Origin of the sequence: Pseudomonas sp. BRG-100 (assembly GCF_000737955.1) — a bacterium.
GTDB classification, from domain to species: Bacteria; Pseudomonadota; Gammaproteobacteria; order Pseudomonadales; family Pseudomonadaceae; genus Aquipseudomonas; species Aquipseudomonas synxantha_A.
On record NZ_JPRX01000001.1, the window covers coordinates 1682945 to 1705602 of the forward strand.

Below are 22658 nucleotides of genomic sequence, written 5' to 3' on the forward strand. Positions count from 1 at the left end.
GGGAGCAAGCCGCCTCCCACATTTTGATTTGCGCCGGGTCAGATATTGGCGCGCAGGATCGTTTCGGGCAGCGACTCGCCCTGCTCGACACTCGCAGCCACCGCCGCGATCAAGCTCTCCAACTCATACCCCTGCCCCGCCAACCACGCCTGATCGTAATAGGTCGTGGCATAACGCTCGCCGCCATCACACAAGATCGCTACGATCGAGCCCGATTCTCCCGCCGCTTTCATCTGGTGCGCTGCTACCAACGCGCCGATCAGGTTGGTCCCGCTGGAACCGCCGACCCGTCGTCCCAAACGCCCAGCCAGGTAATGCATCGCCGCCAATGACAAGGCGTCTGGCACCTTGACCATCGCATCAATCACCGCCGGCAGAAACGACGCCTCGACACGCGGGCGACCAATCCCTTCGATTCGCGAACCACACTCCAGGCGCAGGCTGGCGTCGCCGCTCTGGTAGAAGTCGAAAAACACCGAGCGCTCGGCATCGGCACACAGCACGCGGGTGCAATGCTGGCGATAACGTACGTAGCGGCCCAGTGTCGCGGTGGTGCCGCCAGTGCCGGGGCTGGAAATCAACCAACTGGGCTCCGGGTGCTGCTCGAAGCGCATCTGCTGGAAGATCGATTCGGCAATGTTGTTGTTTGCGCGCCAGTCGGTAGCACGCTCGGCGTAGGTGAACTGGTCCATGAAGTGACCACCACTTTCCTGGGCCAGGCGTTCGGATTCGGCGTAGATCTGCGTCGGGTCCTGAACCAGATGGCTCTTGCCACCGTAAAAGGCGATCTGGGCGATCTTTTCCTGGGAGGTGGTGGCCGGCATGACGGCAATGAACGGCAACCCCAACAGGCGAGCGAAGTAGGCTTCAGAGATGGCTGTGGAACCGCTGGACGCTTCGATCACCGGGGCGCCCGGCTTGAGCCATCCATTGCACAGCGCGTACAAAAACAGCGAGCGAGCCAGCCGGTGTTTCAGGCTGCCTGTGGGGTGGCTGGATTCGTCCTTGAAGTACAACTCGATGCCGGGCAACCCAGGTAACGGCAACGGGATCAGGTGGGTGTCGGCGCTCCGCTGGAAGTCCGCTTCAATGATGCGAATGGCTTCGCGGGCCCAGGTACGGTGGTCGCTCATGGTGGACTCTCTAAGGTTTTCAGCCTGAATCTTAAGATGTTTCGTACACCTCACACAGATACAGTACCGACTCAATTTGACACACAACTGCTAGTCTTTTACGCATCTACAACCCGACTCATCTCTTATAACAAATAAGAATATAACTTTTGTTTTAACAACTAACTGTACGGGTTAGGGTACCCACCTATTGAACCTCAAATGGAGAGCATCCCTTGCCTCTGCGTAGCACTTTTACTCGTTTCTTCCAGCTGGAAGCCGCCAGTGGTCTGTTGTTGATCGCCGCTGCCGCTTTGGCGCTGATCATCAACAACTCACCGTTGTCGCACCTGTACAACGCGTTTCTCGATACACCTGTGGTTGCCCAGGTCGGCGCGTTGAAAATCGCCAAGCCGGCACTGCTGTGGATAAACGACGGCCTGATGGCTCTGTTTTTCCTGCTGATCGGCCTGGAGGTCAAACGCGAACTGCTCGATGGTCACCTCTCCAAGCCTTCCCAGGTTGTGCTGCCCGGCGCAGCGGCCATCGGCGGCATGGTGGTGCCGGCGCTGATCTACTGGGCGCTGAACAAGGACAACCCGGCCGCCCTCGCCGGCTGGGCGATCCCGATGGCCACGGATATCGCGTTCGCTCTGGGCGTGCTGGCACTGCTGGGCAAGCGCGTACCGGTGTCGCTGAAGTTGTTCCTGATGACCCTGGCAATCATTGATGACCTCGGCGCCATCATCGTCATCGCGCTGTTCTATTCCGCTGACTTGTCCGGCGCGTCCCTGGCGGGCGCGGGGGCTTGCTTGATTGCCTTGATTGCGATGAATCGCCTGGGCGTGATCAAGCTTGGGCCTTACCTGATCATCGGCCTGATCCTGTGGGTGTGCGTACTCAAGAGCGGTGTGCATGCCACACTGGCCGGTGTGACCCTGGCATTCTGCATTCCACTGCGCACCCGGAATGCCGAAACCTCACCGCTGCTGACCCTGGAGCACGCCCTGCACCCGTGGGTGGCCTACGCCATCCTGCCGTTGTTCGCGTTCGCCAATGCCGGGGTTTCCCTCACCGGCGTGAGCCTGGAGAGCTTCACCCATTCCGTGCCCATGGGCATCGCCGCCGGCCTGTTGATCGGCAAGACCATCGGTGTGTTCGGCCTCACTTGGCTGGCGATCAAGACTGGTATCGCGTCCCTGCCCAGCGGCGCCAACTGGGGTCAGGTTCTTGGCGTGGCTGTTCTGTGCGGTATCGGCTTCACCATGAGCCTGTTTGTCGGCTCCCTGGCGTTTGTGCCGGGTGCCAGCGAGTTTGCCGGTGAAGACCGCATGGGGATTCTGACCGGATCGATCCTGGCAGCCTTTATCGGGTATGCGGTGACGGCGATGGCGAGTCGCAAAAAAGCCTGAGCCCCTGGGAAAGCAGCATAAAAAAACCCCAACCGGTCACCCGGTTGGGGTTTTCTTTGCCCGATTACTTACCGCTTAGCGAGTAACGCGGCTGGTACCGTCAACGGTCATGATGCGTACGCGGTCACCGATGCGGAAGATTTCATTTTCCTGCACGGCTTGTACGTAGGCGCGCATGCTGCCGTCGTCTTCGCGCACGGTGATTTCCACGCCCTGGGTGCGGGTCAGGCCTTCTTCGGTGGCCGAGCCCAGCAGGCCGCCCGCGACCGCGCCGATTACAGCGGTGACGATGCTGCCACGGCCGCCACCGATGGCGCTGCCGCCAACACCACCGATGACTGCGCCAGCAGCGCCGCCGATTGGGGTCTTGGTGCCTTCGATTTTCACCGGACGCAGGGATTCGATGGTACCCATGCGCACGGTCTGAACGCGACGCGCCTCATCACGGGAGTACGAGTCGCCGGTCAGACTCGAGGCGCAGCCACCCAACAGCAATGACAGGGTGGTAAAGCAGGCAACTAGTAAAACGGACTTACGCATAGCATCAACTCCAAAGGACAGGTATTCATTAAACGCTGTGGCTTGGCGCCTGTCACGGCAAGCCGGGCAGAAAATTGCTTTCATTCAGCCTGAGTACAGACTGCCAGCACCAGAAAACACGACCAACGGTAGCCTAACTGTGGTGCGCAACGGTGCCATCAGCTGCTTGATCATTGTAGCCGCACAATCAAAAGCGCCGAAGTCTCCTGAATAGAGACGTCGGCGCAATGGGCATGATTCAGGCGCAATGACGAAAGGTGACGCTCAGGGCGCCAGACGCTCGCGGATCCATTGAGCGTCTTGTACACGATAGTTGAGACGATCATGCAGGCGGCTGGCGCGGCCCTGCCAGAACTCGATGCGCTCGGGCAGCAAACGGTACCCACCCCAATGCTCGGGGCAATCGGGCTGGGTATCGCTGAAACGCTGTTCGGTGGCCTTGAGCAGATCGTGCAGCTCTTCACGGTCACGAATGACCCTGCTCTGCGGGGATGCCCAGGCGCCGAGGCGGCTGCCCAACGGGCGCACCTGGTAATAGGCATCCGACTCTTCAGGGGTGACCTTGACCACGCGCCCTTCAATACGCACCTGGCGTTCCAGGGTCGGCCAGAAGAACGTCATGGCCGCAAACGGCCGCGCCGCAAGTTGCTCACCCTTGGCGCTCTGGTAGTTGGTGAAGAAGGTAAAGCCCTGTGCATCCAGGCCCTTGAGCAACAGGATACGACAGTGCGGGCGACCGTCCTGGTCGACCGTCGCCAGGGTCATGGCATTGGCCTCCACCGGCGGCTGTTCGGTTTTCACCGCGTCGCCAAACCATTGGTGGAACAAAGCAAACGGCTCGCCGGGGGCCTGGGCCTCGCTCAAACCGTCCCGTGTGTAGTCACGGCGCATATCAGCCAGTGCCTGGGTCATGCGGCTTTATCCTTATGGTTCAACGGCTCAGTTTTTCGCCTGGTCGTTCGAAGCGGGTGCAGCAGCCTTGGCTTTGGTTGCAGCCGGCTTCTTCGCAGCAGGTTTGGCCGCGACCTTTTTAGCCGCTGGCTTGGCGGCCGCTTTCTTGGCCGGAGCCTTCTTGGCTGGTGCTTTTGCCGCTGGTGCCGGGGCTGGAGCATTCTGCACGGCAACCATTTCAGCAACCGGTGGCGTCTTGCCCGAATTGTACTGGCTCAGCAGTGCAAGCATCGTTGTACGCTGAGTGAACATGATTTCCATGCGACGATTCAGCGCACGCCCCTGGTTGCTGTCGTTGGCGGCACGCGGCATAAGGTCGCCCATGCCACGCAGCATCAAGCGGTCCTGCTTCAAACCACTGAGGCTGAAGATCGAAGCAATCGACTGCGCACGCTCCTTGCTCAACGCCTGGCTCGCAGGAGCGCTGCCGGTGGCATCGACGTGGCCCAGAACCAGTACGGCGGTCTTGGGATCAGCCTCAACGGCCTTGGCCACACGAGTGAACGGGCCCAAAGTCACCGGCAGCAGCATCGCTGGACGCTTCGGGTTGTAGGAACCGTCTACCGGGGCAATCACGACCAGCACGTTGTCGCGACGCTCCAGTTGCAGCGAACTGCCCTTGATGGCCTCGCGCAGGCGTGGCTCGTAGTCGTCCAGCCAGGCTTGGGTGATTTTCGGGTCAGGCATTGGCACATTGGTCACGTCGACCTTGGCCAACGGCTTTGGCTTGCTTTCGAACGGCCACCACCAGCGGGGTTCGGCGTCGGTCTTGGCGACGACAGGTGCCGCGTCGGAAGTCGGGGTTGCGGCCTTCAGGTCGGCTTTCAGGTCGGCCTTGGCATCGGCGGCTTTTTCTTCGGCACTCTTGGTGGAGAACGGCCACCAGCTGTAGCCGGTATCAGCCTTGGCGGGCGAAGCAGGTGCAGCAGCAGCGGCGACAGGTTCAACAGGCTTGGCGCCGGCAGCTGGTTTGGCATCCGGCTTGGCGTCGGTTTGGGTCACTGCGTCCTTGGTCGCAGCCTTGTCCGATCCAAATGACCACCAATGCCCACCTTCGGCATCATTTTGTGGAGTTTGTGCGCAACCTGTAATAGTGAGGCACAGCGCCAGTGCCAAGGACTTGTTCGATAACATGAGATATCCACAAAATGAGAAAAAACCAGGGGGCCTGATGACCCGTTAAACAGACACTTAAAGAACATTCAAGTTACAACATGTCGTTCAGCATCTTTTTATACTTGCCTTTGTAACAAAAAATTGTGAAACAGCAAGGGGTTTATAGACAACCGGCCAATATTCCGACCAACTTCTGCGCACGCGGGTCCATAAGTACGTAAGGGCCCAGGGTATTAGTCACAAAACCGAACGCTACATCATGTTCAGGGTCGGCAAAACCCACTGAGCCCCCTGCGCCGGGATGCCCGAAAGCACGTGGCCCGAGGCCGAACGTGGCATTGGGCAGCTGCGGTTGATCCAACATGCAGCCCAGGCCGAAACGGGTTTGGGTCAATAAGGTTTTATCCGGCCCAATACTGTGTTCACGGGTCAATTGTTCGAGCATGTCGCTTTCCAGCAGACTACCGTCCAACAAACCGCTATAAAACCCGGCCAGGCTGCGCGCATTACCGTGACCATTTGCCGCGGGCTGCTGCATGCGTCGCCATTCGGGCTTATTAGTACTGGTCAGAATAGACGGTGGATTGGCAAATGCCCGTGTGGTCATCGCCGCCGGTTCGCGCATCATTACTTGAAGTAACCGTTGCGCGGCCTCATCCCCCATATTGCCCTTGCTGCGCGCTATATGGGCCACCCGATAAAACTCTGCATCCGCCAGGCCAACGTGGAAGTCCAGCCCCAGCGGCCGTGCGACCCGTGCCACGATCGACTCACCCGGCCCGCGCCCATCGGCGCGGCGCAACAGTTCGCCGACCAGCCAGCCGTAGGTAATCGCCTCGTAGCCATGACCCTCGCCTGGTGTCCACCACGGCGCCTCGGCCGCCAGGGTGTCGACCATCAGTTGCCAGTCATACAGGGCTTCGGTAGGCAGCATTTCGCGGATGGCCGGCAGCCCGGCCTGGTGGCAGAGCAACTGGCGCAATGTGATCGCCTCCTTGCCCGCCGCCGCGAATTCCGGCCAGTAGTCAGCCACCGGTGCATCAAGCTTGAGCTTGCCCTCGGCCACCAGTTGCAAGGCAGTGACAGCCGTGAAGGTCTTGGTGCAGGAGAACAGGTTGACGATGGTATCACTGTGCCAGGCTTCGGCTCCGTCCTTGTCGGCAGTACCGGCCCACAGATCGACGACGGTTTGCCCGCCTACCTGGATGCACAGCCCGGCACCACGCTCCTGGGGATCATCGAACAATGCGGCAAAGGCTTCGCGTACCGCTTCGAACTGCAGCTCGTAATGACCCTGAATCTGCACCTGATTCCCCTCGCAAAGCACCATGAAAAGTGGCCGCCATTCTTTCAGCCATTGTGGGTTTTGTGAACCCGTCAACGACGAATCAATGACCGTTGCCGGAGTGCCCACCGGCATGTCCAGCGCCCTGCCCTGCGCCTTTGCCGCCCTGCCCCTGCTTGGCGCCTTCACTTTCACGCGCCGTGCGGGTCGCCTTGGCTTTTTGCGCCTCACGGCCCAACTGGTCGACCGCCGCCAGGTTGCTCTTGCGCACACTGTCAACGAAGCCCTGGAAAGGTACATCGGTGATGCCGACAAGGCCGAAATGGCCATTTTCGCCATCCAGCAGACGCCCGGTGACCGGCTGGTCCAGGTACTGGAACCAGTGCACGCCAACAATCGACGGCTCGGCCATGGCCTGCTTGAGGAACGTGGCGTACGCCGTACCGCGATCTTCTTCGCGGGCCAATTGCGTCACGCCGCCCCAGAACGGGCCACGGTCGGCCGAGCCGAAGTTGAATTCGGTGATCAACACCGGTTTGTCCAACGCACGCAGGGCGGCGAAGTCATAACCGTCCTGGGGTTTTAGGGTGTACATGTTGAAGCTCAACACATCGCAATACTGCGCGCACGACGCCACTGCTTCCGGGGTGCTCACGGCAAAACGGCCGCCCAGCAACAGTTGGTTCGGCGCGTGCCACTTCAGCGAGTCGGAAATGGTCTTGAAGTAAGCGTCGGCGAAGGTCTTCTGGAAGTACTTGAAGTCAGCTTCGATTTCCGGGTGTTCAGGGCTGGGCATCGGTGGTTCGAAGCCTGGGTCTTCCATCAGTTCCCAACCCGCCAGCTGAATACCCCAGGCTTTGGACAGACCTTCCTCGTTGCGATATTTGTCACGCAGCTGCTTGAGGAACGCGCGCTTGGCCGGGACATCGGTGGTCATGCGCAGGGTGCCGTAAGCCAAGGCGTAGCGGGATTTTGCATCGTCGCCAGGACCGGCCCAGGCCAGTTCGTTGTCGGCAAAAAAGCCGATCAACCACGGATCGTCGCGGTGATCACGAGCGGCGATGGCCACGGCGCGTTCGGTGGCCATCGCGAAACGTGGATCGAACGGATCGGGCATACCGCCCCACCAGTCGGTGCCGGTGCTGATGCTCGCGTAGTCACCCACAATCGACAGCGGCAGGGTATAAGGCACGCGGTCGGCAGTGGCCAGGTCCTCGTCGCTCCAGTTGCCCACGGTATTGAAACCCCAGGCTTGCAGACGGTCCAGGGTGTGCGTCACCCAGCGCTTCTGGTCCAAACCCTCGCCGCCGTAAGTGCGCTGCAGGTTGGCGCCATAAAAGTCATACCAACGCCCCGAACCAAAGCCGCGACCTTCGCCGGCACCGTTGCCGGTGCGGTTATCGCTGCTGCCGTAGTACTTGTCGAAGGGTTCGCCGGCCTTGGGCAACGCCGCGAACATCCACTCACGCCCTGCCACGTAGGTCTGGCTGTTGTCCGCAGCCACGGTGTTGACCCCCAGTGAATAGAACGGATGACCTTCAGGCGTCACCAGATACCAGCGGCCGTCGCGCTCCTCTGTGCGGAAAAAACCGCTGGAATCGAACGCCGGGCCTTTGTTCCAGCCGCCGTATTGGTCCAGGGAGGATTTGTCTCGCTCAGCCAACCAGGTTTTGAGCTGCTGCTGCTCTTTGGCGGCCGACGCCTTGAGCTGCTCGTCGCTGCTGACCTTTTCCGGCCAGCGCGCCCGGGTGGACTGGCCAAAAGCATCGACCAATTCGCTGTAGGCGGCCTTCGTTACCGGCTCGCTGTCCTGCACGCCAAAGCGCTCCAGCAGGATGCTTTGGGCGACATTGGGCTTGATCATCGACAGGGTCACCGACACCACCTGGCTGCGGTCGATTTCGCCGGCACTGCCGGCCAGCAATACGCGCTGGCCATCCACGGTCATCGGCATCGGCGGGCCAGCCTTCATGCCCTGGCTCAGTGGCGAGTTGGCTTGCAATGGTACCAGCAGGGTCTGCGCAGGCCCGGCCGGCAGGTCGATGCGGCTGACCAGGGTCTTGCCGTCGGCGCTCTGCACCTTGACGTAGAGGGTCAGTGCCCAGTTCATCGCGCTCTGGATACGCAGGCTCATGGCGCTCGATTGCGACCAGTCCCACACACCGGATTGCGGGCTGAGCACCAGGCTTGGCTCGGCCGCCGGGTTGAAGGTGATACGGCGCAGCACCTCGCCTTCGGGAGTTTGTTCGGCGTTGTATTGGGGCAGGCTGGCGTCCTGAGTCGCCACCTTGACCACATCGGCAGGCCGGACGAAGTTGAACAGCGTTTGTTGCCCGGCAGGCGCGGCCATCAACGGCGCAGCGAACAGCAAGGCAAAAAGAGCGGGCAGCGTGCGAATCATACGAACAAGGTTCTCCCAAACGGCCGGTGAATGGCCTGGTGATAGTGATGAGATAGACCACAAAGTGGGCGAATTCGCCCACGGGGGTTTAAGAAATTTCGCGCCTGAACGGCGGCAACGCATTGAGGATAGCTTTGCCATAGCGTTGGGTGACCAGGCGGCGGTCAAGCAAGGTGATGGTGCCGCGGTCTTGCTCGGTGCGCAGCAAGCGCCCGCAGGCCTGCACCAGCTTCAATGAGGCATCCGGCACCGAGATTTCCATGAACGGGTTGCCGCCACGGGCTTCGATCCATTCGGCCAGTGCGGCCTCGACCGGATCATCGGGCACCGAGAACGGGATCTTGGCGATCACCACGTGTTCGCAATAAGCGCCAGGCAAGTCCACGCCCTCGGCAAAACTTGCCAGGCCGAACAATACGCTGGAATCACCGCCGTCGACCCGCGCCTTGTGCTTGTTCAGGGTTTCCTGCTTGGACAGGTTGCCCTGGATAAACACCTGTTTGCGCCAGTCGCGATCGAGGCCATCGAACACGTCCTGCATCTGTTTGCGCGACGAGAACAGCACCAGGGTGCCGCGCGAACCTTCCACCAGTGACGGCAGATCGCGAATGATCGCCGCCGTGTGGGCCGCCGCATCCCGAGGGTCAGCCTTGAGGTCCGGTACGCGCAGCACACCGGCATCGGCATGATGAAACGGGCTCGGTACCACAGCGGTAACGGCCTTTTTCGGCAAACCGGCGCGCATACGGAAGCGATCAAAGGTGCCCAGGGCGGTCAGCGTGGCCGACGTCACCAGGCAGCCGTAGGCCACGTTCCACAGGTTGCGACGCAGCATTTCAGCGGCGAGGATCGGGCTGGCGTTGACCTCGATATCAAACAGCGCACCGCTTTCCGACAGGGTAAGCCAACGGGCCATGGGCGGGTTGTCTTCCGGATCTTCCACGGTGAACGCGGTCCACAGCTCCCAGTTGCCCTGGGAGCGGGACAACAGGCTGCCGAACAGCGGGTACCACTCCTCGGCCTGGTTGCTGGCGATACCGATATTAACCTCGCCATCCATGCCTTCCTTGAGCAAATCCGTAAGGCGGGTGAACAAGTCGGTCAGGCGTGAAAAGCCTTTCTTCAGCTCGATGCCCATTTCGCGCATGTGCTCGGGGATCATGCCGCCGACAAAACGGTGGCGCGGGCGCTCACGGCCCTCGACATCTTCGCCGGGTTTGAAGTCGGCCACCTGTTCGCAGGCGCTGAACATGAATTGCTGTTGGGTCTTGATCTCCCGCGCCAGTTCCGGCACCTGTTCGATCAGCTTGCCCAGGTCGCCGGGCAGCGGATGCTGGGCCAGCAACTTGGTGAGGTTCTTGGCAGTGGTTTCCAGCCAGTCGGCAGTGGAACGCAGGCGCGTGTAATGGGCGAAGTGGCCGATGGCTTTGTCCGGCAGGTGGTGACCTTCGTCGAACACATAAAGCGTGTCGCGTGGGTCGGGCAGCACCGCGCCGCCGCCCAGTGCCAGGTCGGCCAGCACCATGTCGTGGTTGGTGACGATGACATCCACCTTGCCCATGCCTTCGCGGGCCTTGTAGAAGGCGCACTGGCCGAAATTGGGGCAATGGCGATTGGTGCACTGGCTGTGGTCGGTGGTCAGGCGCGCCCAGTCGGAGTCTTCCAGGGCGGTGGGCCAGCTGTCGCGGTCGCCGTCCCATTTGTTGCCGGCCAGTTTCTCGATCATGCTGGTAAACAGCTTCTGGCTGGCCTCGTCGACCTCGATCTTGAAGCCTTCTTCTTCGAACAGCGACGCGGTGGCGGTTTGCGCATGGCCTTCCTGCAGCAACACGTCGAGCTTGGACAGGCACATGTAGCGGCCACGGCCCTTGGCCAGGGCGAAGGTAAAGCTCAAGCCGCTGTTGCGCATCAGGTCGGGCAAGTCTTTGTAGACAATCTGCTCTTGCAGAGCGACGGTGGCGGTGGCGATTACCAGGCGCTTGCCGGCGGCCTTGGCGGTGGGGATCGCGGCCAGGCTGTAGGCCACAGTCTTGCCAGTACCGGTGCCGGCCTCGACGGCCACGACCGCAGGTTCGCCCTCGCGGCGACCTTCGTCGTCGGTGTCGATATCCCCGAGGACTTTCGCCACTTCGGCGATCATCAGGCGTTGGCCGTAGCGCGGTTTCAAGCTCTTGGCTTCGAGAAAACGCGAATAGGCGCCCTGGATCGTGGTTTTGAGTTCAGTGCTGATCATGGATAGTCGGGCGCAAAAAACGCTGGATAAATTTTCAGTGGTTCGGATCGGCCGCTATCATACCCCGCTAATTAATCCCGCGCAGAACGGAGTACCACAATGACCGCGTTTAGCCTCGCTTACACCCTGCATGTACTGGCCGCCCTGATTTGGGTCGGCGGTATGTTTTTCGCCTGGATGATCCTGCGACCCGCCGCCATGGCGGCCCTTGAGGGCCCTGCCCGGCTCAAGTTGTGGGCAAATGTGTTTCAACGTTTTTTTGTGTGGGTGTGGGTCGCGGTCGTGATTTTGCCGATCAGCGGCGTTGGTTTGCTGCAACTGCGCTTCAACGGTTTTGAAACTGCACCGCGCTATGTGCAGGTGATGATGGGGTTGTATCTGGTGATGACCGCGCTGTTTATCCGCATCCAGGCGTTGAAGTTTCCTGAACTGAAGGCCGCGGTGGCGGCTGAGGATTGGCCGGCGGGCGCGGCTGCGTTGGGGCAGATTCGCAAGTTGGTGGGGGTTAATTTGATTGTGGGGTTGGTGGTGGTGGCGATTGCTTCGGCCCGGCCGATGTTTTGAAGGCGAGGCTTGCACTGCCATCGGGGTGTGGATATCTACACAACTGCAGTTCGCAGCACCCAACGGTAACCACGATGCGAAGCGAGCCGCTCTTGCTCTTGATCTGCGTTTGATCTCAGGCGCCCCGTCAAACCACGCTGGCCGGAATTCGACAGGGATTTGGGGGGTAAACCGGCAGGGATGCCGGTTTAGCCGCCCCGCGCCATGGATGGCGCGTGGCGGCGGCCCCCCAATCCATGGCGGATTACGGGCACACCGAGCCCAGGCGAGGTGCCGAGTGGTGGGGCAAGAGCGCTTTGGTTACTTTCGCCTGGGCCGGCATTCCGGCTTTTCGAAAGTGACCCGCCGTAAGGGCGGAACCAATAGCAGCCGTTACCCAAACAACGGATATGTACTCGGTCTGATCCAGCATCCTGGTCGGCCCTAAGGCCGCCATCGGGGGCAAGTCGGAACAGTCGACTCAGAGCCGCTGAATAGTCACCGCCCCCGCAGGCCCAGCCGGCCCCGGCTGCCCTTCAAGCCCAGGCCGGCCCTTGTCGCCACCATCGGCGCGGTACACCAGGCAGCCCTTGGACTGCCCACCCTTGCCAGGTTTACCCGCCACGCCAGGCAACCCACCGGCACCGCCGTCCACCCAGACCTTGATTTGCTCAATCGGGAAGTCCTGCGGCAACTCCAGGCGTACCTGCGCACCCGCCGCACCCGGCAGGCCGTCACCGCCGTTGTCACCGTTAAACCCGCGCCCGGCCGAACCCCAGGTGCAGCCTGGGTCCACGCCGTTGGCGCCATCCAGGCCCGCGTACCCTTGGGCACCGGCACCGCCGCGGGCGTCTACCGACAACACTTCAGCAGTGAGGGAATTGATCCGCAAGGTCAGGTCACGCCCAGCCTTGGCAGGTTTTTCATGGGTGCCGGGGGCGCCGCGGGACGTGATCTGGCTACCCTGCTCCAGTTGCGCCTGGCGCACTTGCATTTGCAGCGCGCTAGCGCCGGGAACAATGGTGATGCGTGCGTCACGCCCCAGGTGCAACTCATCCACAGTGACCTGACTGATAGTGGCCGGAATCAGCAAAGTGCCATAGTCCGCCACGTCCAGGCGCTCAAGCTGCAACACGCTGGTACTGCTGGGCAGGCGCATCAACGAGTTGGTTTCGACACTGACGCTCTGGGCCAGGGCAATGGGGCTGACCAGCAGGGCCAACAGAAAAACCTTACGCATCATGGGGCTCCTGAGTGTTTTCAAATTTTTCTTTGAGCGCACAGTAACGACTTCTACCGGCGATTTGCCAGTGAAGGATCAAAAAACTTCCGCAGGTACGGTACAAGCCGCCGTGGCCCTGACCGCAATGTCCTAGGCTCGCACGCCCAGCCGCGCTAGTCTCTACCGTCCTGATGTGAGGATCTGCAATGACCGCTGGAATTTCTTCCCGTACACCCCAGCAAGCCCTGGCTGCCCTGCTTGAGTTGCACCAGCCCAAACGCCTGCTGTTATTGGGCGCCAGCCAGTTTCCGGCGCTGGAGGCGTTTAAAACCGCGCACCCGGATGTGAACGTCTGTGTCGCCGCACCTGGGCCACTGCCTGCCGAACTGGCAGCGCAGCGTTTTGATTTGGCGCTGGTAGTCGATTGCCTTGAACACTTGCCCAAGCCTCAAGGTCTGACGCTTCTGGGCGGCATTCGAAACCTCAATGCCAGCCGGATCGCGGTGCTGGTCGACCTGCGCGCCTGCGAATGGAAGGACACCGACTTCTTTTCCCTGGCCCTGCAAGCCGGCGAGCGATTCCAGCGCGATGAGCAAGTTCTGACGCTGTTTACCTATGATCTGCTTGACTATAAACAAGTGCCCGACTGGCTCAACGCACGCTTCTGGGCCAACCCGGAGAATTTTGGAAAGTATTGGTGGTAACCCGATGAGTACATCCATTTGCCCGTGCGGCAGCGGCAATCTGCTGGATGCCTGCTGCGGCCATTATCACGCCGGCCACCCGGCGCCCTGTGCCAGTGCGTTGATGCGCTCGCGCTACAGCGCCTATGTGATGGGCCTGGTCGATTACCTGGTGGCCACCACCCTGCCCGCGCAACAGGCCGGTCTGGACCGCGACGCCATCGCCGCCTGGAGTGCGCAGAGCACCTGGCTGGGCCTTGAGGTGGAAAGCTCCGAGGTCTTCGGCGGCCAGCCGGAACACGCATTCGTCACCTTTACTGCGCGCTGGCATGACAGCACCGGCGAACATAGCCACCGCGAGCAGTCTTCTTTCGTACAGAATGAGGGGCGCTGGTACTTCATAGACCCGACGGTGGAACTGAAGGCCGGGCGTAATGACCCGTGCCTGTGCGGCAGTGGGCAGAAGTTCAAGAAGTGCTGTTCCAGCTACCTTTAATTCACTCACAGGGATAACGCCATGCTTCGGATTTATAGCTTGATGCTGGCGTTAACCCTGGGCCTGACCGGCTGCGCCTCGTGGTTCGAAGATGACTCGCCGCCACCTCACGTATCGCTGGTGAAGGTCGAAGTCGTGCGCGCCAAGCTGCTGGAGCAGAAATTCAAACTCTACTTTCGCGTGGACAACCGCGACGATGCCGACCTGACCGTGCGCGGCCTGATCTACAAGGTCACCCTTGGCGATCTGGTGTTGACCGAAGGCGAATCCAATGAATGGCTGACCGTGCCGCCGCGCGGTCATAAAGTCTTCCGGGTCTCGGTACGTACCAACCTCTGGCCACGCGTACGCGATGTGGTGCAGATGCTGAAAAATCCCGAGCGCCCCGTGCCCTATCGCCTGGAGGGCGAGCTGAAAACCGGATTATTCATCGGTAATGACGTGCAGGTGGCTCACAATGGCGAGATAATCCCCGGCGATTTTATTCCGGAGCAACATCGATGACTCAGCAACCCCATGTCCATGGTCCTGACTGCAACCACGATCACGATCACCATGATCACGACCACGGCCATGTCCACGGGCCGAACTGCGGCCACGCTCACCAGGAACCGGTGCGCAACGCCTTGAAGGATGTTGGCCGCAACGATCCTTGCCCGTGCGGCAGCGAGAAGAAATTCAAGAAGTGCCATGGCGCATAAGCCGCACTGATGATCAAAATGTGGGAGGGGGCTTTCTCCCTCCTACATTGATTTGCACATAGCTTGAGCACTCACGCAATTACACAACTCCCGCTTGCGTCGTTTCGCCGCGCTCACTAACGTAGCGCCTTTACTGACGCTACCCCCCGCAGGAGCTTTGCCATGGCCTCGCCAGCCCTCTTACACTTTCTTCCCCGGTTCGGCGTTGCCGCGGCAGTGGCCAGTGCCTTGGGCCTGGCGGGTTGCCAGCTCCAGAACACCGAGGACACCCTGCCACCCGTGGCGGGCGTACAGCCAATCAAGGGCCTGGCACAGAATGTCTCGATACGCCGCAATGCCCAAGGCATGCCGCTGATCGAAAGCAACACCTTCCACGACGCGCTGTTCAGCCTTGGTTATGTGCACGCCAGCGACCGCATTACCCAGATGGTCACCTTGCGCCTGCTGGCACAGGGCCGCCTGGCGGAAATGTCCGGGCCGCAAGTGCTGGATGTCGACCGTTTCATGCGTGCGGTCAACCTCAAGAAAAGCGCGGGCGAGCTGTACAACGCCTCGTCGCCGCGCCTCAAGCGCTTCTTTGAAGTGTATGCCCGGGGCGTCAATGCCTACCTGTTCCGCTATCGCGACAAGCTGCCGGCGGACCTGGCCCAAAGCGGTTACACACCCGAATACTGGAAGCCGGAAGACTCAGCGCTGCTGTTCTGCCTGCTCAATTTCAGCGAGTCGAGCAACCTGCAGGAAGAGATTTCGTCCTTGGTGCTGGCGCAAAAGGTCGGCGTCGACAAACTCGCCTGGCTCATCCCAAGCGCGCCGGACGAAGCCGTGCCGCTGGCCGAGGCCGACAAGCTCAAGGGCGTGAACCTGGGGCAGATCAGCGGCCTCGCCGCCCTGGACACGGTAAGCCAGCAGTTGAGCGGCCTCAACACGCTCGGGGTCACCACCTCAAGCAACTGGGCCATCGCCCCGCAACGCAGCCGCAGCGGCAAAAGCCTCCTGGCCAACGATATCGCCGCCACGCCACAAGCCCCGTCGCCATGGAGCTACGTGCAGATTCGCGCGCCTAAATATCAGGCCGTGGGTGCTTCGATCGCTGGCCTGCCGACCCTGCTATCCGGTTTCAACGGCAAGGTGGCGTGGAGCATGAGCGCGGTCAAGGGCGACACCCAGGACCTGTTCCTGGAGAAGGTCAAGCGCCAGGGCAACGCGTTGTACTACGAGAACAACGGCAAATGGCTGCCGGCTGGCGTGCGCAACGAAACCTTCTTTATCAAGGGCCAGCGCTCGATTCGCGAAACGGTGTACGAAACCCGTCACGGCGCGCTGCTCAATAGTAGCCAGGCCCTCACCAGCGGTCTTGGCCTGGCCCTGCAGACTGCCGACTTCAAGGAAGACAAGAGCCTGGACGCGTTCTTCGACCTGTCCCGTGCGCAAAACGCCGGCAAGGCCTCGGACGCCACTCGCGAGATTCGCGCCATCGCGTTGAACATGATCTTTGCCGACGCCAGCAATATCGGCTGGCAAGTCACCGGTCGCTTCCCCAACCGCCGCGAGGGCGAGGGCCTGTTGCCATCGCCGGGTTGGGACACGCGCTTTGACTGGGACGGTTATGCCGATGCGATGCTGCACCCCTACGACCAGGACCCGGCCCAGGGCTGGATCGGCACGGCCAACCAGCGCACCGCACCGCGTGGCTACGGGATGCAGTTGTCCAACTCCTGGGACGCACCGGAGCGCAGCGAACGTCTGGCGCAATTGGCCGGTGCCGGCAAGCATGACAGCCGCAGCCTGATTGCCATGCAATACGACCAGACCACGACCTTCGCCGCCAAGCTCAAGAGCATGTTCCAGGCCCCGGGCATGGCCCAGCCGCTCAAACAGGCAATCGACGCCCTGCCGCCAGCGGAGCGCGCCAAGGCTCGCGAAGCACTGGAGCGCCTGATGGCATTCGATGGTCGCCTTGCGCCAACCTCGGCTGACGCGGCGATCTACGAGCTGTTCCTGCAGGAAAGCGCCAGGCAGATTTTCCTCGACAAACTCGGCCCGCAAGGCAGCGCCAGCTGGAAAGCCTTTGTCAGCAACGCCAGCCTGTCCTACTCAGCCATCGCCGACCACCTGCTGGGCCGCGAAGACAGCCCGTTCTGGGATGACACGCGGACCGCGCAAAAAGAAGACAAACCGGCGATCCTGGCCCGCACGCTTGCCGCCGCTATCACTGCCGGTGACAGCCAACTGGGTGCCGATCACAAAGCCTGGCAGTGGGGCAAGCTGCACAGCACCACCTGGAAAAACACCAGTGGCCAGGTGATTCGCGGTCCCTTCGCCAGTGGTGGCGACCACAACACCTTGAACCCGGCGCCGTATAACTGGGGTGAGGATTTCAACACCGCCCAGGTATCGGCGCTGCGCATGATCATCGACTTCGGCCTGGCCGAACCCATGCTGGGCCAGGGCGGTATCGGCCAGTCCGGCAACCCGGCCAGTCCGAACTATGCCAACGGCATCGACCCGGCGCTCAAGGCGCAATACCTGAGCTTCCCGATGCAGCCGCAGAACTTTGAAAAGGTGTATGGCAAGATCAGGTTGACCCTGACGCCCGGCAAGTAACCCGGTTTCCCAGCAGAAACCGAATCCAAATGTGGGAGGGGGCTTGCTCCCGATAGCGGTGTGACAGTCAACACATTCATTGACTGAACTACTGCTATCGGGAGCAAGCCCCCTCCCACATTTGGATCCCATGCATTCAGATAGAACTTCTACACCCAGCCCCGCCTCATAACTAACAAGCCCATCTCCCCGGTCACCCCATGGACCTCGTCATCGCCCGCCCCGAAGGCCTCTATTGCCCTGCGGGTGATTTCTATATCGACCCCTGGCGCCCAGTGGAACGTGCGGTCATCACCCACGCCCACGGCGACCACGCCCGCACCGGCAACCAACACTACCTGGCCGCCGCCCCCGGCGAAGGTATCCTGCGCTGGCGCCTGGGCCAGGACATCAACCTGCAAACCCTGGCCTATGGCGAGCAGTTGGTGCATCACGGTGTTACCTTGAGTTTCCATCCAGCCGGTCACGTGCTCGGTTCGGCTCAAGTGCGCCTGGAATATCAGGGTGAAGTCTGGGTCGCGTCCGGCGACTATAAGGTCGAACCCGATGGCACCTGCGCGCCTTTCGAGCCGGTGCGTTGCCACACCTTTATCACCGAATCCACTTTTGGCCTGCCGATCTACCGATGGCAGCCCCAAGCGCAGATCTTTGCCGGGATCAATGACTGGTGGCAGGCCAATATCGCCACTGGCAAGGCCAGCGTGCTGTTCTGCTATTCCTTCGGCAAGGCCCAGCGCATTCTGCATGGCCTCGACGCCAGCATCGGTCCGATCCTCAGCCATGGCGCCGTCGAGCCGTTGAACCGGGTCTACCGCGAGGCCGGCATCTACATTCCCGAAACCCTGTATGCCGGGGATTTCAAGAAGACCGACCCGTTGCTGCGCCAAGCTTTGATCATCGCCCCGCCCTCCGCCGGCGGCAGCACCTGGATGCGCCGTTTTGGCGACTACAGCGACGCCTTCGCCAGCGGCTGGATGCGCCTGCGCGGTACACGGCGCCGGCGTGGGGTGGATCGCGGCTTTGTACTGTCAGACCATGCCGATTGGCCCGGGCTGTTGTGGGCCATCGAACAAACCGGCGCCGAACGGGTGATGGTTACCCACGGTTCGGTCGGCGTGCTGGTACGCCACCTGCGAGAAAAGGGCCTGGACGCCCAGGGCTTCAGCACCGAATACGGTGATGACGAAGAAGAGGCCACGGCATGAAAGCCTTCGCCGAGCTGTACGCCAACCTCGACGCCACCACCTCCAGCAATGCCAAGCTCGCAGCCCTGCAAGCCTACTTCCTGCAAGCGCCGCCGGAAGATGCGGCATGGGCGGTGTACTTCCTCTCCGGCGGGCGACCACGGCAACTGGTGCCCACACGCTTGCTCAGGGATATGGCGACTGAGGCGGCGAGCATCGAGCCGTGGCTGTTCGAAGAGAGCTACCAGTCCGTAGGCGACCTGGCCGAAACCATCTCCCTGCTGCTCCCCGAATCGACCTACAGCTCTGAAGACGGGCTTGCCGTGTGGCTGGAAGAAAAACTGCTGCCGCTGCGCGGTCTATCGCCCATGGACCTTGCCGCGCGCCTGCCGGCGCTATGGGCGCAACTGGATCAACCGAGCCTGATGGTATGCATCAAGTTGATCACCGGCAGCTTTCGCGTCGGCGTCTCCAAGCTGCTGGTTACCCGCGCCCTTGCCGCCATGGCCAATCTGGATAGCAAGCGCGTGGCGCAGCGGTTGGTGGGCTATACCGACCTGTCCAACCGTCCTACAGCCGAGGGTTATCTCAAGCTGATCGCTGCCGAATCATCCGACGAACATGCACAACGTGGCGGGCAGCCGTATCCGTTTTTTCTCGCCCACGGGCTGGCGCAACCCGTCGAGCAATTCGACAGCCTGCTCGGCCCCCCCGCCGACTGGCAGGTGGAATGGAAGTTCGATGGCATCCGTGCGCAGTTGGTCAAGCGCGAGGGGCGCCTGTGGATCTGGTCACGAGGCGAAGAGTTGGTGACCGAGCGTTTCCCCGAGCTTCACAGCCTGGTCAGTGGCCTGCCCGACGGCACGGTGATCGATGGCGAAATCGTGGTGTGGAAAGACGCGGTGCAACCCTTTGCGCTGCTGCAACAGCGGATCGGTCGCAAAACCCTGAGTAAAAAGGTGCTTGAGGATGCGCCCGTCGCCGTGCTCGCTTACGACCTGCTGGAGTATCAGGGCGACGACTGGCGCAACCACATCCAGGCCGAGCGCCGCACGCAATTGGAACAGGTGATCGCTGTGTGCAACCAACCGGTGCTGTTGCCTTCGCCGCTGATCGAGGGGCCAACCTGGGCAGCGCTGGCGACCCAACGCGAAGCCTCTCGCAGCCTTGGTGTTGAAGGCATGATGCTCAAGGATCGCAAGGGCCTGTACGGTGTGGGCCGCACCAAGGACATGGGCCTGTGGTTCAAATGGAAGGTCGACCCCTTCAGCGTCGACGCCGTGTTGATCTACGCCCAGCGCGGCCATGGCCGGCGCGCCAGCCTGTACAGCGACTACACCTTCGCGGTATGGGACGGCCCGCCGGGCAGCGAGCGCACGTTGGTGCCGTTCGCCAAGGCCTATTCCGGGCTGACCGACGAGGAAATGCGCAAGGTCGATGCGATTGTGCGCAAAACCACCGTGGAGAAGTTCGGCCCGGTCAGCAGCGTGACGCCAAGCATGGTGTTTGAATTGGGGTTTGAGGGTATCGCCCTGTCCAAGCGGCATAAGAGCGGGATTGCGGTGCGGTTTCCGCGCATGTTGCGCTGGCGTCAGGACAAGACGGTGGAAGAGGCTGACAACCTCGCCACACTGCAAGACCTACTGACTTGACATAAATCCCTGTGGGAGGGGCTTGCTCCCTCCCACATTGGGATCCCCACAGACCTGCAATGGTGCACTCACTTTCAGATGCCCATTTTCGGGCATCTCCTACACTCAGCCTTGCCTTATCCCACCTTTTAAAAAGCCCGTCCGGAACTATGGTGCAGAAATTGCTACTTGTGCTGCGTCTGACACCGTTCAGTAACAGTCCTAAACGCGCCACAAGCGCTTATCTTGGTTTCCAGGGAATACATAATGAAAAAAGCATTGCTGACCCTTTCTGCACTGGCTCTGTGCATGGCCGCTGGTGTCGCTACCGCCAAGGAATACAAGGAATTGCGTTTTGGTGTCGACCCGTCCTACGCACCGTTCGAATCCAAAGCCGCCGACGGCAGCCTGGTGGGCTTCGATATCGACCTGGGCAATGCGATCTGCGCGGAGCTGAAGGTCAAGTGCAAGTGGGTTGAAAGTGACTTCGACGGCATGATCCCAGGCCTCAAGGCCAACAAGTTCGATGGCGTGATTTCGTCCATGACCGTAACGCCGGTGCGCGAAAAGGCAATCGACTTCTCCACCGAGCTGTTCTCCGGCCCCACGTCGCTGGTGTTCAAGAAAGGGGCTGGCTACTCGACACCTGAGTCCCTCAAGGGCAAGTCTGTGGGCTACGAGCAAGGCACCATCCAGGAAGCCTACGCCAAGGCCGTGCTGGACAAAGCCGGGGTAACCACCAAGGCCTACGCCAACCAGGATCAGGTGTATGCCGACCTGACCTCCGGCCGCCTCGACGCGTCGGTGCAGGACATGCTGCAAGCCGAACTGGGCTTTCTCAAGTCGCCGGCTGGCGCCGGTTATGAAGTCAGCGCCGCCATCGACGACCCGTTGCTGCCGTCGAAAACCGCTGTCGGTATCAAAAAAGGTAACACTGAACTGAAGGCGCTTTTGGATAAAGGTATCAAAGCGTTACACGATGATGGCACCTACGCCACCATCCAGAAGAAACACTTTGGCGATTTGAACCTGTACAGCGGCAAATAATGCCTGGAGCGCCCCTCCCTGCAGGGGCGCTTTTCTATCGCCATAGGTCCTGATTTATGTTCGAAGAACTGTTGCAAACCCTCGGGTTGAGCGCGCTCAGCTTGAAGGGTTTCGGCCCGCTGTTGCTGCAAGGCACCTGGATGACCATCAAGTTGTCGGTGCTGTCCCTGGCCGTCAGCGTATTGCTGGGCCTGCTCGGCGCCAGCGCCAAACTGTCCAGCCTGCCGTTCCTGCGCATTCCCGCCCAGCTCTACACCACGCTGATTCGCGGGGTGCCCGACCTGGTGCTGATGCTGCTGATTTTCTACAGCCTGCAAACCTGGCTCAGCAGCTTTACCGACTTCATGGAATGGGAATACATCGAGATCGACCCGTTCAGCGCCGGGGTGATCACCCTGGGCTTTATCTACGGCGCCTATTTCACCGAAACGTTTCGCGGCGCTATCCTCGCCGTGCCCCGCGGCCAACTGGAAGCCGCCACTGCTTACGGGCTCAAGCGCGGGCAGCGGTTTCGCTACGTGACCTTCCCGCAGATGATGCGCTTCGCCCTGCCGGGCATAGGCAATAACTGGATGGTGATGCTCAAGGCCACCGCGCTGGTATCCATCATCGGCCTGGCAGACCTGGTGAAAGCCGCCCAGGATGCGGGCAAAAGTACCTATCAACTGTTCTACTTCCTGGTACTCGCCGCGCTGATCTACCTGTTGATCACCAGCGCCTCCAACTTTGTCTTGCGCCGTCTGGAACGTCGCTACTCCGCCGGCGCCCGGGAGGCAGTGCGATGATCGAGCTATTGCAGGAATACTGGCGCCCCTTCCTTTATAGCGACGGCCAGCACATCACCGGCCTTGCCATGACGATGTGGTTGCTGACGGCTGCACTGGTCATCGGCTTTCTGGTGTCGATCCCGCTGTCCATCGCCCGCGTCTCGCGCAAGCGCCTGGTACGTTGGCCGGTGCAGTTCTACACCTACCTGTTTCGCGGTACGCCGCTCTATATCCAGTTGCTGATCTGCTACACCGGTATCTACAGCATTGCCGCCGTACGCGAACAACCGCTGCTGGATGCGTTTTTTCGCGACGCGATGAACTGCACCATCCTGGCCTTCGCGCTCAACACTTGCGCCTACACCACGGAGATTTTCGCCGGGGCGATCCGCAGCATGGCGCATGGCGAAGTCGAGGCAGCCAAGGCTTACGGCCTCAGCGGCTGGAAGTTGTACGCCTACGTGATCATGCCGTCAGCGCTGCGCCGTGCGTTGCCCTACTACAGCAACGAAGTGATCCTGATGCTGCACTCGACCACGGTGGCGTTTACCGCAACGATCCCGGACATCCTCAAAGTGGCACGGGACGCCAACTCCGCCACCTTCATGACCTTTCAATCATTTGGCATCGCCGCGTTGATCTACCTGGCGGTGACCTTTGCCCTGGTCGGCCTGTTCCGCCTGGCGGAGCGCCGCTGGCTGGCCTTTCTCGGGCCGAGCCACTAAGGAGC

Annotated in this window: 20 protein-coding genes; 12 read left to right on the forward strand and 8 right to left on the reverse strand. The window is 61.1% G+C overall.

Annotated elements, in window-relative coordinates:
• Window positions 1-38: 38 nt before the first annotated feature.
• Entirely contained in the window at window positions 39-1133 is a 1095-nt protein-coding gene (locus JH25_RS19845) for a PLP-dependent cysteine synthase family protein (protein ID WP_032877343.1), read from the reverse strand.
• A gap of 215 nt (window positions 1134-1348) precedes the next feature.
• On the opposite strand from JH25_RS19845, the gene nhaA reads away from it, so the two are divergent.
• On the forward strand, window positions 1349-2524 hold the full coding sequence (nhaA, locus tag JH25_RS19840; RefSeq protein ID WP_005785813.1) for a Na+/H+ antiporter NhaA: 1176 nt from the start codon (window positions 1349-1351) through the stop codon (window positions 2522-2524).
• 75 nt (window positions 2525-2599) lie between these two features.
• Here nhaA and JH25_RS19835 read toward each other — a convergent pair whose 3' ends face one another.
• From JH25_RS19835 to dinG, 6 genes are all read right to left on the reverse strand, one after another.
• A complete protein-coding gene (locus tag JH25_RS19835; RefSeq protein ID WP_003189251.1) occupies window positions 2600-3064 on the reverse strand; it encodes a glycine zipper 2TM domain-containing protein in 465 nt (154 codons plus the stop codon).
• A gap of 264 nt (window positions 3065-3328) precedes the next feature.
• Complete coding sequence (gene pdxH / locus JH25_RS19830) at window positions 3329-3976, reverse strand: pyridoxamine 5'-phosphate oxidase (protein ID WP_032877344.1); 648 nt, start codon at window positions 3974-3976, stop codon at window positions 3329-3331.
• A 27-nt stretch (window positions 3977-4003) separates the two neighbouring features.
• Window positions 4004-5149: an OmpA family protein gene (locus tag JH25_RS19825; protein ID WP_032877345.1), complete on the reverse strand. Its 1146-nt coding sequence runs from the start codon at window positions 5147-5149 to the stop codon at window positions 4004-4006.
• 142 nt (window positions 5150-5291) lie between these two features.
• Window positions 5292-6437, reverse strand: a complete 1146-nt coding sequence (locus JH25_RS19820) for an EstA family serine hydrolase (RefSeq protein ID WP_032881067.1) — start codon at window positions 6435-6437, stop codon at window positions 5292-5294.
• Window positions 6438-6519: 82 nt separating this feature from the next.
• Window positions 6520-8817, reverse strand: a complete 2298-nt coding sequence (locus JH25_RS19815; RefSeq protein WP_032877346.1) for a beta-galactosidase — start codon at window positions 8815-8817, stop codon at window positions 6520-6522.
• An 88-nt stretch (window positions 8818-8905) separates the two neighbouring features.
• Window positions 8906-11050 (reverse strand): ATP-dependent DNA helicase DinG, encoded by a 2145-nt coding sequence (gene dinG, locus JH25_RS19810; protein ID WP_005785803.1) that lies wholly within the window; start codon window positions 11048-11050, stop codon window positions 8906-8908.
• Window positions 11051-11149: 99 nt separating this feature from the next.
• Between dinG and JH25_RS19805 the strand changes: the two genes are divergently transcribed.
• The gene (locus tag JH25_RS19805; RefSeq protein ID WP_032877347.1) at window positions 11150-11614 is read left to right on the forward strand and encodes a CopD family protein; all 465 of its coding nucleotides are present in this window, start codon (window positions 11150-11152) and stop codon (window positions 11612-11614) included.
• Window positions 11615-12074: 460 nt separating this feature from the next.
• On the opposite strand, the gene JH25_RS19800 is transcribed toward JH25_RS19805, so the two are convergent.
• Window positions 12075-12833 carry a collagen-like triple helix repeat-containing protein gene (locus JH25_RS19800; RefSeq protein WP_032877348.1) on the reverse strand — a complete coding sequence of 253 codons (759 nt, stop codon included), beginning with the start codon at window positions 12831-12833 and terminating at the stop codon, window positions 12075-12077.
• A gap of 188 nt (window positions 12834-13021) precedes the next feature.
• On the opposite strand from JH25_RS19800, the gene JH25_RS19795 reads away from it, so the two are divergent.
• The 10 genes from JH25_RS19795 to JH25_RS19750 all read left to right on the forward strand — a co-directional run bounded on the left by JH25_RS19795 (window position 13022) and on the right by JH25_RS19750 (window position 22653).
• Entirely contained in the window at window positions 13022-13519 is a 498-nt protein-coding gene (locus tag JH25_RS19795; RefSeq protein WP_032877349.1) for a DUF6231 family protein, read from the forward strand.
• Between the two features lie 4 nt (window positions 13520-13523).
• A complete protein-coding gene (locus JH25_RS19790; RefSeq protein WP_032877350.1) occupies window positions 13524-13994 on the forward strand; it encodes a YchJ family protein in 471 nt (156 codons plus the stop codon).
• Window positions 13995-14015: 21 nt separating this feature from the next.
• Window positions 14016-14498, forward strand: a complete 483-nt coding sequence (locus JH25_RS19785) for an LEA type 2 family protein (RefSeq protein ID WP_005785795.1) — start codon at window positions 14016-14018, stop codon at window positions 14496-14498.
• Window positions 14495-14695: an SEC-C metal-binding domain-containing protein gene (locus tag JH25_RS19780; RefSeq protein ID WP_003189235.1), complete on the forward strand. Its 201-nt coding sequence runs from the start codon at window positions 14495-14497 to the stop codon at window positions 14693-14695. Before JH25_RS19785 ends, JH25_RS19780 begins: the two co-directional genes overlap by 4 nt.
• 162 nt (window positions 14696-14857) lie before the next feature.
• Window positions 14858-17299, forward strand: a complete 2442-nt coding sequence (locus JH25_RS19775; protein WP_032877351.1) for a penicillin acylase family protein — start codon at window positions 14858-14860, stop codon at window positions 17297-17299.
• 200 nt (window positions 17300-17499) lie between these two features.
• Window positions 17500-18504 (forward strand): ligase-associated DNA damage response exonuclease, encoded by a 1005-nt coding sequence (locus tag JH25_RS19770; RefSeq protein ID WP_032877352.1) that lies wholly within the window; start codon window positions 17500-17502, stop codon window positions 18502-18504.
• Window positions 18501-20135 (forward strand): ATP-dependent DNA ligase, encoded by a 1635-nt coding sequence (locus tag JH25_RS19765; RefSeq protein WP_032877353.1) that lies wholly within the window; start codon window positions 18501-18503, stop codon window positions 20133-20135. Before JH25_RS19770 ends, JH25_RS19765 begins: the two co-directional genes overlap by 4 nt.
• Before the next feature lie 246 nt (window positions 20136-20381).
• Window positions 20382-21161 (forward strand): transporter substrate-binding domain-containing protein, encoded by a 780-nt coding sequence (locus JH25_RS19760; protein ID WP_005785784.1) that lies wholly within the window; start codon window positions 20382-20384, stop codon window positions 21159-21161.
• A gap of 56 nt (window positions 21162-21217) precedes the next feature.
• Window positions 21218-21946 carry an ABC transporter permease gene (locus JH25_RS19755; RefSeq protein ID WP_005785781.1) on the forward strand — a complete coding sequence of 243 codons (729 nt, stop codon included), beginning with the start codon at window positions 21218-21220 and terminating at the stop codon, window positions 21944-21946.
• On the forward strand, window positions 21943-22653 hold the full coding sequence (locus tag JH25_RS19750; protein WP_032877354.1) for an ABC transporter permease: 711 nt from the start codon (window positions 21943-21945) through the stop codon (window positions 22651-22653). The genes JH25_RS19755 and JH25_RS19750 overlap by 4 nt, the downstream gene beginning before the upstream one ends.
• The last annotated feature ends 5 nt before the right edge of the window (window positions 22654-22658 follow it).

Excerpts from the sequence above, each read along its gene's own strand:
- JH25_RS19800 (WP_032877348.1), bottom strand. The coding sequence starts at position 12,833 with ATGCGTAAGGTTTTTCTGTTGGCCCTGCTGGTCAGCCCCATTGCCCTG.
- JH25_RS19780 (WP_003189235.1), top strand. The coding sequence starts at position 14,495 with ATGACTCAGCAACCCCATGTCCATGGTCCTGACTGCAACCACGATCAC.
- JH25_RS19785 (WP_005785795.1), top strand. The coding sequence starts at position 14,016 with ATGCTTCGGATTTATAGCTTGATGCTGGCGTTAACCCTGGGCCTGACC.
- JH25_RS19750 (WP_032877354.1), top strand. The coding sequence starts at position 21,943 with ATGATCGAGCTATTGCAGGAATACTGGCGCCCCTTCCTTTATAGCGAC.
- JH25_RS19825 (WP_032877345.1), bottom strand. The coding sequence starts at position 5,149 with ATGTTATCGAACAAGTCCTTGGCACTGGCGCTGTGCCTCACTATTACA.
- JH25_RS19835 (WP_003189251.1), bottom strand. The coding sequence starts at position 3,064 with ATGCGTAAGTCCGTTTTACTAGTTGCCTGCTTTACCACCCTGTCATTG.
- JH25_RS19755 (WP_005785781.1), top strand. The coding sequence starts at position 21,218 with ATGTTCGAAGAACTGTTGCAAACCCTCGGGTTGAGCGCGCTCAGCTTG.
- JH25_RS19770 (WP_032877352.1), top strand. The coding sequence starts at position 17,500 with ATGGACCTCGTCATCGCCCGCCCCGAAGGCCTCTATTGCCCTGCGGGT.
- JH25_RS19790 (WP_032877350.1), top strand. The coding sequence starts at position 13,524 with ATGAGTACATCCATTTGCCCGTGCGGCAGCGGCAATCTGCTGGATGCC.
- JH25_RS19765 (WP_032877353.1), top strand. The coding sequence starts at position 18,501 with ATGAAAGCCTTCGCCGAGCTGTACGCCAACCTCGACGCCACCACCTCC.
- JH25_RS19760 (WP_005785784.1), top strand. The coding sequence starts at position 20,382 with ATGAAAAAAGCATTGCTGACCCTTTCTGCACTGGCTCTGTGCATGGCC.
- JH25_RS19805 (WP_032877347.1), top strand. The coding sequence starts at position 11,150 with ATGACCGCGTTTAGCCTCGCTTACACCCTGCATGTACTGGCCGCCCTG.
- JH25_RS19815 (WP_032877346.1), bottom strand. The coding sequence starts at position 8,817 with ATGATTCGCACGCTGCCCGCTCTTTTTGCCTTGCTGTTCGCTGCGCCG.
- JH25_RS19795 (WP_032877349.1), top strand. The coding sequence starts at position 13,022 with ATGACCGCTGGAATTTCTTCCCGTACACCCCAGCAAGCCCTGGCTGCC.
- JH25_RS19775 (WP_032877351.1), top strand. The coding sequence starts at position 14,858 with ATGGCCTCGCCAGCCCTCTTACACTTTCTTCCCCGGTTCGGCGTTGCC.
- dinG (WP_005785803.1), bottom strand. The coding sequence starts at position 11,050 with ATGATCAGCACTGAACTCAAAACCACGATCCAGGGCGCCTATTCGCGT.
- JH25_RS19845 (WP_032877343.1), bottom strand. The coding sequence starts at position 1,133 with ATGAGCGACCACCGTACCTGGGCCCGCGAAGCCATTCGCATCATTGAA.
- pdxH (WP_032877344.1), bottom strand. The coding sequence starts at position 3,976 with ATGACCCAGGCACTGGCTGATATGCGCCGTGACTACACACGGGACGGT.